General features: G+C 44.0%; 17 protein-coding genes and 3 riboswitches. Of the genes, 14 read left to right on the top strand and 3 right to left on the bottom strand.

The annotated features are described in order from the left end of the window. Positions 1–98 precede the first annotated feature (98 nt). The 3 genes from ACQCVH_RS08600 to ACQCVH_RS08590 all read left to right on the top strand — a co-directional run bounded on the left by ACQCVH_RS08600 (position 99) and on the right by ACQCVH_RS08590 (position 1,247). Positions 99–554 (top strand): GNAT family N-acetyltransferase, encoded by a 456-nt coding sequence (locus ACQCVH_RS08600; protein ID WP_426835312.1) that lies wholly within the window; start codon positions 99–101, stop codon positions 552–554. 84 nt (positions 555–638) lie between these two features. After that, positions 639–983 carry a cell division protein FtsK gene (locus ACQCVH_RS08595; RefSeq protein WP_426835311.1) on the top strand — a complete coding sequence of 115 codons (345 nt, stop codon included), beginning with the start codon at positions 639–641 and terminating at the stop codon, positions 981–983. Positions 984–1,112: 129 nt separating this feature from the next. Beyond that, positions 1,113–1,247, top strand: a complete 135-nt coding sequence (locus ACQCVH_RS08590; RefSeq protein WP_426835310.1) for a hypothetical protein — start codon at positions 1,113–1,115, stop codon at positions 1,245–1,247. A gap of 82 nt (positions 1,248–1,329) precedes the next feature. On the opposite strand, the gene ACQCVH_RS08585 is transcribed toward ACQCVH_RS08590, so the two are convergent. Further along, positions 1,330–2,505 carry an IS256 family transposase gene (locus ACQCVH_RS08585; RefSeq protein WP_426835309.1) on the bottom strand — a complete coding sequence of 392 codons (1,176 nt, stop codon included), beginning with the start codon at positions 2,503–2,505 and terminating at the stop codon, positions 1,330–1,332. A gap of 453 nt (positions 2,506–2,958) precedes the next feature. Between ACQCVH_RS08585 and ACQCVH_RS08580 the strand changes: the two genes are divergently transcribed. Continuing rightward, positions 2,959–3,435 (top strand): GNAT family N-acetyltransferase, encoded by a 477-nt coding sequence (locus ACQCVH_RS08580; RefSeq protein WP_426835308.1) that lies wholly within the window; start codon positions 2,959–2,961, stop codon positions 3,433–3,435. Between the two features lie 83 nt (positions 3,436–3,518). Beyond that, the gene (locus ACQCVH_RS08575) at positions 3,519–3,716 is read left to right on the top strand and encodes a superinfection immunity protein (RefSeq protein ID WP_426835307.1); all 198 of its coding nucleotides are present in this window, start codon (positions 3,519–3,521) and stop codon (positions 3,714–3,716) included. A 27-nt stretch (positions 3,717–3,743) separates the two neighbouring features. Here ACQCVH_RS08575 and glnA read toward each other — a convergent pair whose 3' ends face one another. After that, on the bottom strand, positions 3,744–5,090 hold the full coding sequence (gene glnA, locus ACQCVH_RS08570; protein WP_426835306.1) for a type I glutamate--ammonia ligase: 1,347 nt from the start codon (positions 5,088–5,090) through the stop codon (positions 3,744–3,746). 95 nt (positions 5,091–5,185) lie between these two features. Further along, a riboswitch (cyclic di-AMP (ydaO/yuaA leader) is annotated at positions 5,186–5,329 on the bottom strand. Between the two features lie 36 nt (positions 5,330–5,365). Then, positions 5,366–5,505, bottom strand: a riboswitch (cyclic di-AMP (ydaO/yuaA leader). Between the two features lie 130 nt (positions 5,506–5,635). Further along, complete coding sequence (locus ACQCVH_RS08565) at positions 5,636–6,004, bottom strand: Na-translocating system protein MpsC family protein (protein ID WP_426835305.1); 369 nt, start codon at positions 6,002–6,004, stop codon at positions 5,636–5,638. Between the two features lie 251 nt (positions 6,005–6,255). Next, a riboswitch (cyclic di-AMP (ydaO/yuaA leader) is annotated at positions 6,256–6,398 on the top strand. A gap of 426 nt (positions 6,399–6,824) precedes the next feature. Here ACQCVH_RS08565 and ACQCVH_RS08560 point away from each other — a divergent pair. The 9 genes from ACQCVH_RS08560 to ACQCVH_RS08520 all read left to right on the top strand — a co-directional run bounded on the left by ACQCVH_RS08560 (position 6,825) and on the right by ACQCVH_RS08520 (position 14,336). Next, entirely contained in the window at positions 6,825–7,229 is a 405-nt protein-coding gene (locus ACQCVH_RS08560) for a hypothetical protein (RefSeq protein WP_426835304.1), read from the top strand. Between the two features lie 19 nt (positions 7,230–7,248). Further along, a complete protein-coding gene (locus ACQCVH_RS08555) occupies positions 7,249–7,356 on the top strand; it encodes a signal peptide protein (RefSeq protein ID WP_426835303.1) in 108 nt (35 codons plus the stop codon). Continuing rightward, positions 7,356–7,433, top strand: coding sequence for a potassium-transporting ATPase subunit F (locus tag ACQCVH_RS08550; protein WP_083783119.1), 78 nt, complete (start codon positions 7,356–7,358; stop codon positions 7,431–7,433). Before ACQCVH_RS08555 ends, ACQCVH_RS08550 begins: the two co-directional genes overlap by 1 nt. Positions 7,434–7,463: 30 nt before the next feature. Then, a complete protein-coding gene (gene kdpA / locus ACQCVH_RS08545) occupies positions 7,464–9,125 on the top strand; it encodes a potassium-transporting ATPase subunit KdpA (protein ID WP_426835427.1) in 1,662 nt (553 codons plus the stop codon). A 142-nt stretch (positions 9,126–9,267) separates the two neighbouring features. Further along, positions 9,268–11,283, top strand: coding sequence for a potassium-transporting ATPase subunit KdpB (gene kdpB, locus ACQCVH_RS08540; RefSeq protein WP_426835426.1), 2,016 nt, complete (start codon positions 9,268–9,270; stop codon positions 11,281–11,283). Between the two features lie 27 nt (positions 11,284–11,310). Then, positions 11,311–11,892: a potassium-transporting ATPase subunit KdpC gene (kdpC, locus tag ACQCVH_RS08535; protein WP_426835302.1), complete on the top strand. Its 582-nt coding sequence runs from the start codon at positions 11,311–11,313 to the stop codon at positions 11,890–11,892. Between the two features lie 71 nt (positions 11,893–11,963). Further along, on the top strand, positions 11,964–13,112 hold the full coding sequence (gene kdpDN / locus ACQCVH_RS08530) for a KdpD-like non-kinase potassium sensor (protein WP_426835301.1): 1,149 nt from the start codon (positions 11,964–11,966) through the stop codon (positions 13,110–13,112). A gap of 191 nt (positions 13,113–13,303) precedes the next feature. Continuing rightward, positions 13,304–13,744, top strand: a complete 441-nt coding sequence (locus ACQCVH_RS08525; RefSeq protein WP_426835300.1) for a PH domain-containing protein — start codon at positions 13,304–13,306, stop codon at positions 13,742–13,744. A gap of 103 nt (positions 13,745–13,847) precedes the next feature. Next, a complete protein-coding gene (locus ACQCVH_RS08520; RefSeq protein ID WP_426835299.1) occupies positions 13,848–14,336 on the top strand; it encodes a hypothetical protein in 489 nt (162 codons plus the stop codon). Positions 14,337–14,357 lie beyond the last annotated feature (21 nt).

The raw sequence follows: 14,357 nt of genomic DNA, 5'->3' as shown, positions 1-14,357 counted from the left end.
GCCATAGGACCTGTACTTGTGGCTGCAAAAAATTAAAGGGAATTCCACCCAGCACCGAGAATAAATTTGGTTAAGCATTATATAAAGGGGGACTGCTCATGTATCAATATTTCAATGGGTTGGTCATTAGAGAAGGCACTGAGGAGGTTCCTGCTGACCAGGCTGAGGCAATTTTTGAAGATGCTGGATGGGCAAGGAATACGCCATCCTGGCAAAAAGAGAAGTTTACTTTGATATTTCAGAACTCAACCTGGGCATTTACAGTTTGGGATCAGAACAGAATGATTGCTATGGTACGTGTGATTTCTGATCAAATCATGGCTGCCAATATAATGGATTTAGCTGTTCTATCAGAATATCGCGGAAGAGGCATAGGGAAGAAGCTTGTTGAACTCTGTGTACAGAAGCTCCCCCATGGTGATTGGTTCGCGCATACCTCAGCAAACAATTTCAAATTCTATGAGACCTGCGGCTTTGAAGTGAAAGACTTATCCCAAAATGGCACCTGTGCTTATTATGGATATATACAGGCCCGTAAAGATGGGCATAGGTAAGAACCAGAGGGACAGGTCCCTTGGCTCTTTTTTTAGACTGGGCCAGGGGTCCTGTCCCTGCGGCCTTCTTAAGCAGGTGAGAATATGACATTTGGTAAATTGATTCATTTCCTTAATAGGATGAAGCATATGGACATTTTCGGGGACAGGCATGAGGGTTTGTCTGAACAAGAGAAGGAGTATATTGAAAGAATTAAAGGGCAGAATCCGTATGGGATTATCGGGCTGATTATGGGGGGCGTCGCGTTTGCTATTGGACATCAATACGGCTTTATTCCTGTTATAAATCTTCTCTTTTGTTCCATAACCTTTTTTACTTTTGACAGTGATAAAGAAGACAACTGCTGGACGTTTTATCTGGGAATGGTTCTATCTATATTCGGACTGTACATGTTTGTTACGGGGCGAACCCATGAATTGATATTCTAAGATATTCCGGGCCAGGGGGACGGGTCCCTCGGCTTTTTTTGAAGATGGGCCAAGGGACCTGTCCCCCTGGCTCTTTGGAACTTATTGTATTTCAACTCGTATACTCTAAAGGGAGAGGAGGAATTCAACATGAAGAAAGTGTTTGATTTTAAATATGAGGGACACCATATTCAAGTGGTTAATTCCTGGTTTTATGGTGAGAAGTTATATGTTGATGGTAAATTACAGGATGAGAATTTAGGTTCCGTCAAGAATTATGTGTAAGCATATGCACTTCATGAGTTATCGTTATTTAGTTTAGGGGGAGTCAGGCAGCCGAGGCTGCCTGACTCACTGACTATGCTTTTTACGATTTTGGATATCGCTGATCAAACATAGTCACTATTGCTTCATAGGCCAAGCCAAACCCACCTAGCTTCCTTCTTGCCCACCGTTCATTATAATCGATAGAAGTAAGGTATATAATCTTCTCGGCTGCTTCAATATTAGGTAGGCTGTTCATAGTCTTTAACCTCTTACGCACTTCCTTATTGGTACGCTCTATTAGGTTTGTCGTGTATATATACTTTTGTATTTCTTCAGGGTAGTGTAAAAAAGTTAGGAGGACTGGGAGGTCCTCTTCCCATGAAGCCAGTTCCCGGCTATAAGTCTTTTTCCATTTCTCCTTAATCTCTTTCAACACTTTCTCTGCTTCTTCGAATGTGCTTGAAGTGTATACTCTTTTTAAATCCAAGCTTAGCTCTGCCTGATCTTTTTTTCGTGCTTTATTCATGGTGGAACGTACCTTATGAACGACGCAGCGTTGAACATCAGCTTTTGGAAAAATGGATTTAAAGGCCTCTTCGAGACCTGGAAGTCCATCAAATACGCCAACTAACACTTCCTGGACGCCTCTTTTACGTAAGTCCAGAAGGATTTCCTGCCAGCCGTTTGATGATTCCACTCCGCCTACATAAAATCCAAGGATTTCCCGATGGCCTTCTGGATTAATACCTAAAACAATATAAACAGCCTCTTTGCCTACAGTATCTCTGCGGACTTTTACGAATAGCGCATCAAGAAATAAAGCACAGTAACGTTTCTTCAGAGGCCGATTCTGCCATTCAATAATGTCCTCCATAACAGCCGAAGTGATATTGGAGATTGTCCCTGGGGAATATTGTTCACCAAGCAGACTTTTCATGATCAGCCCAACCTGCCGAACACCAACTCCATGTTGATAGAGCTGGACAACGAGTTCATCTACGGCCACCATACGTCTTTGATAGGGTTCGAACATTTGGGTAGTAAAATCGCCCTTACGATCACGGGGAACTGCCAGATCCTCAATCCGGCCATAAATGGTGTCAAGAGTCCGTGAATAGTACCCATTACGGGAGTTTTCTTCGCCGACAGGCTCATTTTCTAGGACATTCTTTATCTCTTCACGCAAGATATTTTCTGCTTTCTCTTTAAGGAGGTCCTGCATAGAAAGTTTAAGGATATTGGCAAAATCAAGGTCGTCTATGTTAAAATGGGGCATGGATAAAGTGCTCCTCTCCTATGGTTATTGTGGTGATAACTCAGAGGGTACTTTGTCCTTTTTTATTTGTCTAGAAAAAGGTCTTACACATACTTTTATACACCATCAGAATTTAGGTATGGCAGTTAGAGCCACTCTGGAAGGTGTACTTAAAGGCAATGATAGTTTAACCAGAAACATAAAGGTGACCCTTGGCGGTATTTTTACAGTAAACTGCAAGGTCTTTGTTGATAATGCTTTGGTTTTTAGTAATAGGTAATGGGAATAGTGGAATAGTCATATAGACTAAAGAATCCGTTTACTGAGCTGAAGACCTGGGACTCGATTTTATTTTTACACTAGGGTCAGCCTTCTTGTAAGAATAGAATATTTCAGATCAGCGGCTAACTTCGGTGGCTTTTCTTATAAAACAATAGGGCTGGATACCTTTAGAAAATTAATGAGAGGGAAAATATGAATATACATATTCGAAATGCCATTCAAAGTGATTATGAGACATTGCTTCCATTATTTAGGCAGGTTCATGAATTCCATGTTTTTGTCAGGCCTGATTTGTACAAGGAAAATTCCACTCCAGTCGAACAGGAGTTTTTTGAAAGCCAATTAATTGATGGCAAACACCATATTTTTGTGGCTGTGATTTCTAATGATATAGTCGGCGTTACAGTGGCAAAGGAAGAAGAAATAATTGAAAATACTTTTGTAAAGGCGAGGAAGATATTATATATAAAGAGTTTGTGTGTTGCTGAAGCATATAGAAAGAAAGGTATCGGGAAAAAACTTACTGAACATGTCTTCGGTTTTGGAAGAAGCCTCCAAGTCGATAGTATTGAATTGGGAGTATCTGAGGAAAATACTTCTGCCATTGAATTTTACAGGTCAATCGGGATGACAACGAAGAGTAGAAAAATGGAGTTTATACTGAACTAGCTAAACCAGGGGGACAGGTCCCTTGGCTCTTTTTGAAGCTGGGCCAACGAACCTGTCCCCCTGGCCTAAAGGAGAGAAATTAAATGGAAATTATACCTTTACTTATCGGGACATTTTTTTATTTTATCCCAAGCATCATAGCAAAGAGAAGAAATAAGTCTAATAGAGTTTTAATATACTTTATAAATCTATTTTTAGGGTGGAGTTTGATTGGCTGGTTTGCTGCTTTAGTTTTAGCTGTCAGGAGGGATCAGCAGGATCAGATGTTAGGGAGAAAATAAACCAAGGGACCTGTCCCCTTGGCTCATTCAAAACTTCATCTGATACCTCTTAAGCTCCCAGTCGTGAACTGTGTTCCGGTATTCCTTCCATTCGGCTCTTTTTAGAGAAATGAACTTCCGGAAAACGTGATCGCCCAGAATTTTTCTTGCGAGAGAACTGTCTGCCATAAGATCGAGTGCCGTTTCCAAATTGTCCGGTAAGTGGCTGATCCGGAGCATTTTTCTTTTGGTTTGAGGCATGCTGTATATGTCTTCATTAATGGGCTCTACAGGCCTTTGCTTTAATTGAATTCCTTCCAGCCCTGCTTCTGCAATCACCGCATAAGCCAGGTAAGGGTTTGCACATGGATCGGGGTGGCGTGCTTCCACTCTTGTTGCGGCTCCACGTGATGAGGGAATCCTGATCAGCGTGGACCGGTTGCACGTGGACCAGGCCATATAGCAAGGCGCTTCAAACCCAGGGACAAGCCTCTTATAGGAATTGACGGTTGGATTTGTGATGGCTGTAAGGGACACGATGTTTTTCATCAGGCCGTTTATGAAATAATAAGTATCTTCCGAGAGGCCGTTGGGATCATTTTCTTTAAAAAATGAATTCTGCCCGTCTTTGAACAGTGAGATATTCACATGCATGCCGGAACCGTTTAACCCCTGAAGCGGCTTTGGCATAAAGGAGGCGTGCAGGTTAAAGTTTTTTGCGATATTTTTCACGACCCATTTATAGGTGGTGGCATTGTCGGCTGAAGCCAGGGCATCCATGAACTTAAAGTTAATTTCATGCTGGCCCATAGCTACCTCATGGTGGGAGGCCTCAATCTTAAATCCCATGGCCTTTAGGGTCCGGTAGATTTCCAAACGGACTTTTTCACCCAGATCATGGGCCGGCTCGAAATATCCTCCGCTATCCTGCGGTACTGTCGTAGGATTGCCCTCCTCATCCATCGCAAATAAGAAGAATTCCAGTTCCGGGCCGATGCTGATTGAATAACCATAGCTTGCCGCTTTCTCAATCGTCCTCTTCAGCACATTGCGGGGGTCACCCTCAAATGGGGTGCCATCAGGATTAGCCACACTGCACAAAAGCCTGGCTTCACTATATCCTTCTTCTATCGACCATGGAATGACGGAAAAAGTGTTTATGTCCGGCTTAAGGTATAAGTCTGATTGGTTGATAGGGCTGAATCCCTGTATGGAGGAGCCATCGAACATGATTTTTCCCTCTAAGGCATCGTCCAGCTGATCAAAGGTAATAGTTACATGCTTAAGGATTCCTTCTAAATCAACAAATTGAAGATGAAGAAGTTCAATATGATATTTTTTCTGTGCTTCTTTTATTTCAATATAATTTTTATTTTGCTCTGACACTTGAGTCACCGATACTATCCCCTTTACAGAAATTAAAAAAGCTGCAGAGAGTATTCTCCGCAGCTTTGGCACAGGTAAACAAACGTGTGCTATTATGGCAACGATCACTCTCTTAAACAACGCTTACGGAGTTAGCTGTCGGATTAGGAAGGTAAGAGTCTCCCTGCCATTCATGGCTTCACCCCAAGACTGCGGCCTGCAGTCAAAAGTTGGTTCCCCCGCTCTATAAGATTCAGCGTTTCAGTGTTATTTATTTGTAATCAGGCTGGCTGGATGGATATCGCTCCTCTCTCCTGCAACGCTTACGAAGTTAGCTGACGGGTTCGGAAGGCAGAAGTCCCCCGGCCTTGCAGCTTCACCCCATGATTATTCTGGAATAATCGGTTGGTTCCTCCGTTCTGTATGGATTCAGCGGATCAGGTCAGAATTAGAATTTATCATACTCCCCACTAGCGCAAAGGAAAAACCCGGAAAATAAGAAATTAGGATTAAATTTAACTGGGAAAATCCACTTTTCTCGGAAATGCTCTCTTTTTCAAAGAAATACAGCTTTTTTAATGTTCAAGGCATTTTTCCAGGTTCTTATCGAGCACAAACACTTCCATGCGTTCTCCCATTTTGGTGCTGATGTCACTGTGGCTTGAAAGGACTTTGCATTTGGTATGCTTTTCGACTATCTCCTCAAAGTTCGTACTGTACATTTCTCTGAGAACCTGCCGCATCTTTTTAACAAGCTGCCTGCCGGTTTCATGTTCTACCAAGTGCTTTTCTTCCACAGTCAGGACACCTTTGAATCTGGCAATGACCATATCCTCCACAATATAAGTCCTGGTCTCCTGCGGCCCGCGGCCGATCAGCTCCCTTTGCAGCTTGATGAAAGCTTCGCTTAATTCAGCCTCTAATCGTCGTTTAGAAGATTGCAATTCCAGTTCCTCCCTGAGATTTTCAAAGTTATACCGAATTTCAAGGTATATGTTAGTGAGGGGTGCTGCTAAAGTCAATAAAAATATGAATTTCAAAAAACATTGAAAAAGGACCAATTAGTTAGAATTAGCGAGGAAACTTTAAGAAAAATCCTCGATATCGCTGAAAACAGTCAAATATGGGATTTTCTTCTGATTTACAATTTCCAGGAGCAGGAGTACGATTGCTTTCGTAAACAGCAATCAAACAACTCAATATTCGGCCTAGTCTCGGAGACGAGAACGGAGGAACCAATCAACAGGGGTTAATTCTGCCATTGCAGAAGGGATGAGATTCAAACTCTTTCGCCATCCTACCCGTCAGCTAACTTCGTCGGCTAAAGCGAAGGAGGTCATAAAGACCGCCTTTTCAGGGGGCCTTTTTTGTTGTGCCAAACAGCGAACGAGGCAGCTTGAGTAATAAGAAGGTCTTTTTATTATGCCTATCTTGAAAAAGTGAACATGGAAGACAGAACACATAGAGGGCTGCTGCCAGCCGGCTGGGTGTTAAGTAGACCAATGGATGCTTTTTCTCCAAATGAACAAGAGATTTTCCATGCAGTATTTTTGCATCTTTACGAAGATGTGGATGATCTGCGCTCTTGAATTCATATTGGGGGAGAAGTAATCATTGGTCTATTTTTGTTTTCGTTATTTGGCTTTTATTTCCAGTCAAACAACTGAGAACAGACGCTTTCATGATTTCCAGGCATAATATTGCTTTTTGATGATCTCTGGGCAACGAGTAAATGAGGACTTTCAAAAAAGAAGGGAGGTAACTATGTTGACTTTGCCTCAAACAGAGGATGCCATACTTGTCTGCATTCCAAATGAAGAGGTGCTCCTGCGGGTACAAAGCTTTTTGAGCGATTCGCATTCATGCTGCCTTGTTTCAGCTGATCCTCAAGTGATCAGAGCTTTAAAAAGCAGGGGCCATCAGCGTGTGGTTGAGTTCGGCCCCAAAGATGAATACTTAATTCTCCAGGGGCGGTTCAGGAAGGTGATTGTCTTTGAAAGTGAGATTGCAGAAACATGCATCCTGCTGAAGGTCATCAGGAACAGCACTTGTGCACCTATCATTGTCGCTGCCACTGTTCATGGCTATCCAATGCGCCTTTATTGCGCATATGGAGCAAAATATGTGGTTTATTCCAAAAGCAGCAATATTTCATGTCTATTAAGTTAGAAATCAGGAGGTTATCAGAATGTCAGACATTATCATGGTCAGCCTTTTCATCATCCTGCCGGCTTTGATGCTCGGACTTGCCAGCTGGTCCGCTGAAGCCGTAAAGCAAGGAAGTGAAAACGAATAATGGTTCTGCTGCTTGGCATTACGGCGTTTACTACATTGTACTTATTCTATGTATTACTTAATCCGGAGAAATTTTAACCACTTGGGGGTAAAAAGGTGATTACAACGATTCTTTCAATCATTGTTACTATGGCGGCGGTGATTCTGATAGCAAAGCCTGCCGGCATCTATCTGGCAAAGGCTTTTGATTATAGCCAAACAGGGCTGGATAGAGTGTTCGGCCCGATCGAAAACATTCTCTTTAAAATCAGCGGAATCAAAAAGATAAACCAAACATGGAAGCAGTATGCCATGACGCTTGTTTTAGCCAATGGATTTATGATTCTCCTAGTCTATATGGTTTTCCGGCTGCAGGGCGTCCTGCCTTTGAATCCGAGCGGGAATCCGGGCATGGATCCAACTTTAGCCTTTAATACAGCCATCAGCTTTATGACCAACACCAATCTGCAGCATTACAGCGGAGAGTCGGGTCTTTCTTATCTTGGACAGATGATTGGGATTCTGTTCATGATGTTTGCCGCACCGGGAACGGCTATGGCAGCTGCCATCGCATTTGTCAAGGCACTGTCTGGAAAAGAAATCGGCAACTTCCTTGTAGATTTATTCAGAGCGATTACGCGTGTTTTGATGCCAATCGCTATTGTGTCAGGATTAATTCTGGTCGCAGTGGGGGTTCCGCAGACTTTGGAGCCTTCTGTAACAGTCAATACGCTCGAGGGAACTACCCAGGACATCGCACGCGGACCTGTCGGGACCTTTTTATCCATCAAAGAACTTGGCAATAATGGCGGAGGCTTTTTTGGAGTCAATTCAGCTCATCCATTTGAAAATCCGAATAGCATCAGTAACATCATTCAAATATTGCTTATGCTGCTATTGCCGACTGCCTTGCCGTTTACGTATGGAAAAATACTCGGAAATGCGAAACAAGGTCGTGTTTTGTTTGTATCAATGCTGATGGTCTTCACCTTATTCCTTGGCACTGCCCTGTTCTATGAACATCAAGGCAATCCTGCATTGAATGCACTGGGAATCAATACAGATCAAGGCAGCATGGAAGGGAAGGAAGTCAGGTTCGGCACAGGCCAGTCCATCTTCTACGCGCTTGTCACAACAGCCTCTGAAACAGGTGCAGTCAACACGATGCATGATACGCTGACACCTATAGGCGGAATGCTGGCCCTTTCCAATATGCTCTTAAATACAGTATTCGGCGGGGTTGGAGCAGGATTCATCAATGTGATCATGTATGCCATGATTGCCGTATTCCTTTCAGGGCTGATGGTGGGCCGTACACCTGAATTCCTGGGCAAGAAGATAGAAGTGCGGGAAATGAAGCTCATCGCCTTGACGATGCTGATGCATCCCCTTTTGATACTGGGTGCATCTGCAATTGCCTTGTATACGCCGCTTGGTGCCGGAGCCATCTCAAACAGCGGCTTCCATGGAATCTCACAGGTTGTGTATGAATATACCTCTTCTGCTGCCAATAACGGATCTGGTTTTGAAGGCCTTGGGGATGCAACGCCATTCTGGAATATTTCAACAGGCATCGTCATGTATGCAGGAAGATTCTTTGGACTTGTCACCATGCTGGCTGTCGCTGGTTCACTATCATCCAAGAAGGTTGTTCCCGAGACCATCGGAACATTCCGCACCGATACCCCACTTTTCGGAGTGATTCTGGTCGGTACTTTCTTTATTGTAGGTGCACTGACATTCTTCCCGGCGCTTGTATTGGGGCCAGTCGCAGAATATCTGACATTGTAGGTGGGAGTGAATAATCATGGCTAATCATTTGTTAAAAGGAGCAAATCAAGCTGCAGGGCTGCATGGCAAAGAGGACAAAAAATCTTTTCAGCCCCATGTTCCCCAGCAGCCTAACCATAAAGACAATAAGGATGAAAATAAAATGATGGATAAAGCGATGATGGTTCAGGCGCTTAAGGATTCTTTTACGAAGCTTGACCCGAGAAAAATGGTGAAGAATCCGATTATGTTCGTGGTGGAGATCGGTTTCATCATTACACTGATCTTATGCTTTGCGCCTGATGCCTTTGGCAGAAGCGAGGTTGAACCGTGGTTCAATATCACAGTGACCCTGATTCTGCTGTTTACTGTATTATTTGCGAATTTTGCTGAAGCACTCGCTGAAGGACGCGGAAAAGCGCAGGCTGATTCTTTGAAAAGATCCAAACAGGAAATTACAGCAATCCTTTTACAAGCTAATGGGAAAACAGTGAAGATGGCTTCCACCTCTCTAAAAAAAGGCGATGTGGTCGTGGTCTCACAAGGCGAAATGATTCCCGGCGACGGTGAAGTCATCGAAGGCCTGGCATCTGTGGATGAATCAGCCATCACGGGTGAATCGGCTCCTGTCATTAAGGAGGCAGGCGGCGATTTTAACTCTGTTACGGGCGGAACAAGAGTCGTCAGTGACCAGATTATAGTGAAAATCACCAGCAATCCTGGCGAGTCTTTCTTAGATCGGATGATCTCATTAGTAGAAGGAGCAGAACGCCAGAAGACGCCTAATGAAATTGCTTTGAATACCGTACTCACAAGCTTGACGTTAATTTTCATGATCGTGGTTGTTACTCTTCCGTTTTTCACGAATTATCTTGAGTTTTCGCTTGAAATACCTGTACTGATTTCACTTCTTGTCTGTCTGATCCCGACGACGATCGGGGGACTGCTGTCGGCAATCGGCATCGCGGGGATGGACCGTGTTACCCAGTTCAACGTTCTTGCCATGTCAGGGAAAGCAGTTGAAGCTGCAGGGGATATCAACACGATTATCCTGGATAAGACGGGTACGATTACGTTTGGGAACCGGATGGCGAGCAATTTCATCCCAGTGGGAGATGCTTCTTTAGAAGAGCTCCACTACTGGACGGGGATCAGCTCCTTGCATGATGAAACACCTGAAGGGCGCTCCACCATAGAATTACTGAAGGAAAAGGGAAGCAAGCTTGATGCATCTGCAGCTGCAGGGGGCCAGGTCATCGAATTCAGAGCAGAGACGAGAATGAGCGGGATTGATCTGAAGGATGGGCGCCAGGTGAGGAAAGGGGCAGTCGATTCAATCAAAAGCTGGGTGAAGGCACAGGGAGGAAAAATTCCTGTCGATCTGGATGAAGAAGTGAAGGAAATCGCCCGAGAAGGCGGTACTCCTTTGGCCGTTGCGGTGGAAGGGAAAATTCTTGGGCTGATTTATCTGAAGGATACCGTAAAGCCCGGAATGAAAGAACGCTTTGACCAGCTCCGCCAAATGGGCATCAAAACCATCATGGCAACAGGCGATAATCCGCTGACCGCTGCTACCATAGCGAAGGAAGCGGGCGTGGATGAGTTCATCGCTGAGTGTAGACCGGAAGATAAGATTGAAGTGATTAAATATGAACAATCTCAAGGAAAGCTTGTAGCCATGACAGGAGACGGCACCAATGATGCACCTGCGCTGGCCCAGGCAGATGTTGGCCTTGCGATGAACAGCGGTACAACAGCTGCCAAAGAAGCCGCCAATATGGTGGATCTGGACTCTAACCCAACTAAAATCATTGAAGTGGTTTCCATAGGAAAGCAATTGCTTATGACCCGCGGAGCACTGACGACGTTCAGTATCGCCAATGATATCGCGAAATATTTTGCCATCATCCCGGCCATGTTCATGCTGGCCATTCCCGAGATGTCAGCTTTAAACATCATGGGGCTGTCAACGCCATTGTCTGCCATCCTTTCCGCCTTGATCTTCAATGCAGTCATCATCCCGTTGTTGATCCCGCTTGCCATGAAAGGGGTCGCATATAAACCGATGAGCTCCAATAGCTTACTTAAACGAAATTTAACCATTTATGGTTTGGGCGGTGTTCTTGTACCATTCATCGGAATCAAACTTATTGATATGCTTGTCTCACTTTTTATCTAATCTATTAACGAAAGAAGGAAGCTGCTGATGGAAAACAAACAAAAGATTGCCGGGCCAATCATCAGGTCCAGCTTTACCATCATGATCCTCGCCGGTCTGATATATCCAATCGCAACAACAGGAATTGCACAGGCCATCATGCCGGATCAGGCAGATGGAAGCTTGATTTATAACGAACAAAATGAAGTGGTCGGATCTGAATTAATCGGACAAAATTTTACAGATCCAAAATATTTCCATGGAAGGGTTTCAGCCATAGAATATAATGGGGCAGGATCAGGTTCCAATAATTATGCCCCTTCTAATGGGGATCTCCTCCAGCGGGTAGAAGAATCAATAGAATCCTGGAAAACAGCTAATCCTGATACGCCAATTAATGAAGTCCCGGTCGATCTGGTTACAGACTCAGGCTCGGGGCTGGATCCCCATATTTCAGTGGAGGGAGCCATGGCCCAGGTTAACAGAATCATGGATGAAACTGGGCTATCGAAAGACCAGTTAACAAAGCTGATTGAAAAGAATACCAAAGGCAAGGATCTAGGAATGTTTGGGGAAGAACGCGTCAATGTCCTGATGCTTAATCTTGGCTTAGAGAAATTATTGCAGTAGTAAAATAGCTCCCTAATCATATTGGTTAGGGTGCCTTTTGCGTAGGCAGATCTTAAATCGAGGTGACGGGAATGAAACAAAATCACCCTTATTTTAGGAGAAGAACACCTGAAGAGATACTTCATGAAATCACTGAATCCAGCCGCGGAAAACTAAAATTATATGTAGGGGCAGCCCCTGGAGTCGGCAAATCTTATAAAATGCTGCAAGATGCTGCAGATTTGAAGAATGAGGGAAAAGATGTGGTCATCGGCTTCATAGAGACCCATGGCCGCATAGAGACGGAGGAGCAAATAAAAGACCTTGAACAGGTTCCTTTAAAAATCATTCCCTATAAGGGGAAGAAATTTTATGAACTGAATGTAGAGGCCATCATAGAACGAAAAGCAGATCTTGTTATTGTCGATGAGCTGGCCCATGCCAATATCCCGGGTTCTGAAAATCCAAAAAGGTATATGGATGTTTCCCTCATTATCGATGCGGGAATCGATGTTTTTTCTGCCGTGAATATTCAGCACCTCGAGAGCGTCAATGATATCGTCCAGCAAATTACAGGGGTAAAGGTAAGAGAGCGGGTCCCGGATACATTTGTGCAAAAGGCCCATGAAATCCAGCTGATTGATATCCCGCCGGAAACATTGAGGAAGAGACTCTCGGACGGAAAAATTTATGCGCCAGAGAAAATCGAACAAAGCCTGTCCCATTTCTTTACGGTGAATAATTTATCAGCACTGCGTGAATTGTCTCTAAGGGAGATTGCCAATGATGTCGATGAAAGGATCGAGCAGATCAGCGGCAGCCTCGAAAACGGCCCTATCGGTGTAAATGAGAAAATCCTAGTCTGCGTCCAATACGGCCCCACTGCAGAAAAATTAATCAGGCGGGGCTGGCGGATGGCCCATAGGATGAAAGCTGAACTATGCATCCTGAATGTAACCGCAGAAAAACGCAGTGATAGCAGTCCGGTTAATGAGCAGAAAATAAAAGAATGGCAAATGCTCGCAGAACAGTTTAATGCGACAATAATATTAGAAGAGAAACGCAGCAGGAAACCTGCAGCTGTCATCATTGAAGTAGCAAAAAAACTGAATGTCACCCAAATACTCTTAGGCCAGTCAGCCAGGACCCGATGGGAAGAAATTAAAAAAGGATCCATCGTCAACATGATCATGAGAGAAACATCCAACATAGACATCCATATCGTGGCGGATGGAAGATAGGGGCCGGGGTGGGCTGGGCTGCCGGGTGGGCCCACGGCCTCCTTGGGCCAAGGGGACAGGTCCCTTGGCTCACTTTTAAGGCTGGGCCACTGGACCTGTCCCCCCGGCCTCTTGGGTCACCCATCCAGTCTGAAACTTTCATTTTACTAAAACGTATAGAATAAGATATTTATTTATGGGAGGTGCTTTTTATGGTGTTTCATTCAAAAATAGATGCTTTTTTTACTAGTTTAATACTGGCTGCTGTGCTCGTGATTGCTTTTGGCTTATTTTTTCCATTATTCATTGAAGGCGGCACCCAATTGCCAGCGGTTCTTATACTTACTTCAACTTTCCTGATAGTGACGGGTTTTATTTTATGGACTGCTTTTTCGGTTAAATATATTTTCTATAAAGATTACTTATTTATAAAAGGCGGACCGTTTAGAAGCAGGATTTCTTACGAAAATATAATAAAGGTATCTCCTGCAAATGATATTTTTACTGGATACAGAATACTGTCATCGAGGGATGCCCTTGAAATTTTCAATAAAACAACAGCCTTCGGAAGTATAAAAATTTCTCCAAAAGAGAAAAGGGAGTTTATTGCTGAGTTAAAAAAGCGATGTCCCGGCATCACCATACAAGATTGAAGGAGCCAGGGGGACAGGTCCCTTGGCTCACTTTTTTGAAGTAGGGCCAGGGGACCTGACCCCTTGGCACTTTCCCCATACCCCAACGTTAGGAAGGTGCAAAGTGAATTATTATAGAGTGACAAAATATGATCCTCAAAAAAGGGATGCATACGGCAATTATCTCGATGACAGCGAATGGACTAGTTTTTCAGAGGTAGGCACCAAGGTCGGTGAAGAGGAATACTTGCGTACTGAAACAAACTACATTCAAGCCATCACTGCTTTTATGGATGAGGCGGCCGTGGACAGACTTTATGTAAATGCTCTTGAGATGTGGACGGAAGCGGCAGCGGTCCAGGAGAAACTGCTTTTCCTATCATATATCTGGATAGGGAAAGCCGTCCGGAAAGAAGAAATCACGGAAATGGCGAGGTTAACCTTGAGGGAAGCTATCTGGTGTAAATTAAGCTTCAGAAAAGAGTTTTTTGTTCATTTTGGTTATGACTATTATATGTTTATTGGTACGAATAAGGATTGCCCTCAAGCCCGGGGGAAGATCCGAGAGGCCGGGCTGTTTGTTGAGGAGTTTCGATCTCCGTATTTAGCTTAAAGAGTAATTTTATAAAAAGGT

Source organism: Bacillus infantis (assembly GCF_050107595.1).
In the GTDB taxonomy this organism is placed as follows: Bacteria; Bacillota; Bacilli; order Bacillales; family Cytobacillaceae; genus Bacillus_AB; species Bacillus_AB infantis_C.
This window is presented reverse-complemented; position numbering and strand designations above follow the sequence as displayed.

Excerpts from the sequence above, each read along its gene's own strand:
- ACQCVH_RS08585 (WP_426835309.1), bottom strand. The coding sequence starts at position 2,505 with ATGCCCCATTTTAACATAGACGACCTTGATTTTGCCAATATCCTTAAA.
- ACQCVH_RS08525 (WP_426835300.1), top strand. The coding sequence starts at position 13,304 with ATGGTGTTTCATTCAAAAATAGATGCTTTTTTTACTAGTTTAATACTG.
- ACQCVH_RS08575 (WP_426835307.1), top strand. The coding sequence starts at position 3,519 with ATGGAAATTATACCTTTACTTATCGGGACATTTTTTTATTTTATCCCA.
- ACQCVH_RS08600 (WP_426835312.1), top strand. The coding sequence starts at position 99 with ATGTATCAATATTTCAATGGGTTGGTCATTAGAGAAGGCACTGAGGAG.
- ACQCVH_RS08590 (WP_426835310.1), top strand. The coding sequence starts at position 1,113 with ATGAAGAAAGTGTTTGATTTTAAATATGAGGGACACCATATTCAAGTG.
- ACQCVH_RS08560 (WP_426835304.1), top strand. The coding sequence starts at position 6,825 with ATGTTGACTTTGCCTCAAACAGAGGATGCCATACTTGTCTGCATTCCA.
- kdpC (WP_426835302.1), top strand. The coding sequence starts at position 11,311 with ATGGAAAACAAACAAAAGATTGCCGGGCCAATCATCAGGTCCAGCTTT.
- kdpB (WP_426835426.1), top strand. The coding sequence starts at position 9,268 with ATGATGGATAAAGCGATGATGGTTCAGGCGCTTAAGGATTCTTTTACG.
- ACQCVH_RS08595 (WP_426835311.1), top strand. The coding sequence starts at position 639 with ATGACATTTGGTAAATTGATTCATTTCCTTAATAGGATGAAGCATATG.
- kdpDN (WP_426835301.1), top strand. The coding sequence starts at position 11,964 with ATGAAACAAAATCACCCTTATTTTAGGAGAAGAACACCTGAAGAGATA.
- ACQCVH_RS08550 (WP_083783119.1), top strand. The coding sequence starts at position 7,356 with ATGGTTCTGCTGCTTGGCATTACGGCGTTTACTACATTGTACTTATTC.
- ACQCVH_RS08580 (WP_426835308.1), top strand. The coding sequence starts at position 2,959 with ATGAATATACATATTCGAAATGCCATTCAAAGTGATTATGAGACATTG.
- ACQCVH_RS08555 (WP_426835303.1), top strand. The coding sequence starts at position 7,249 with ATGTCAGACATTATCATGGTCAGCCTTTTCATCATCCTGCCGGCTTTG.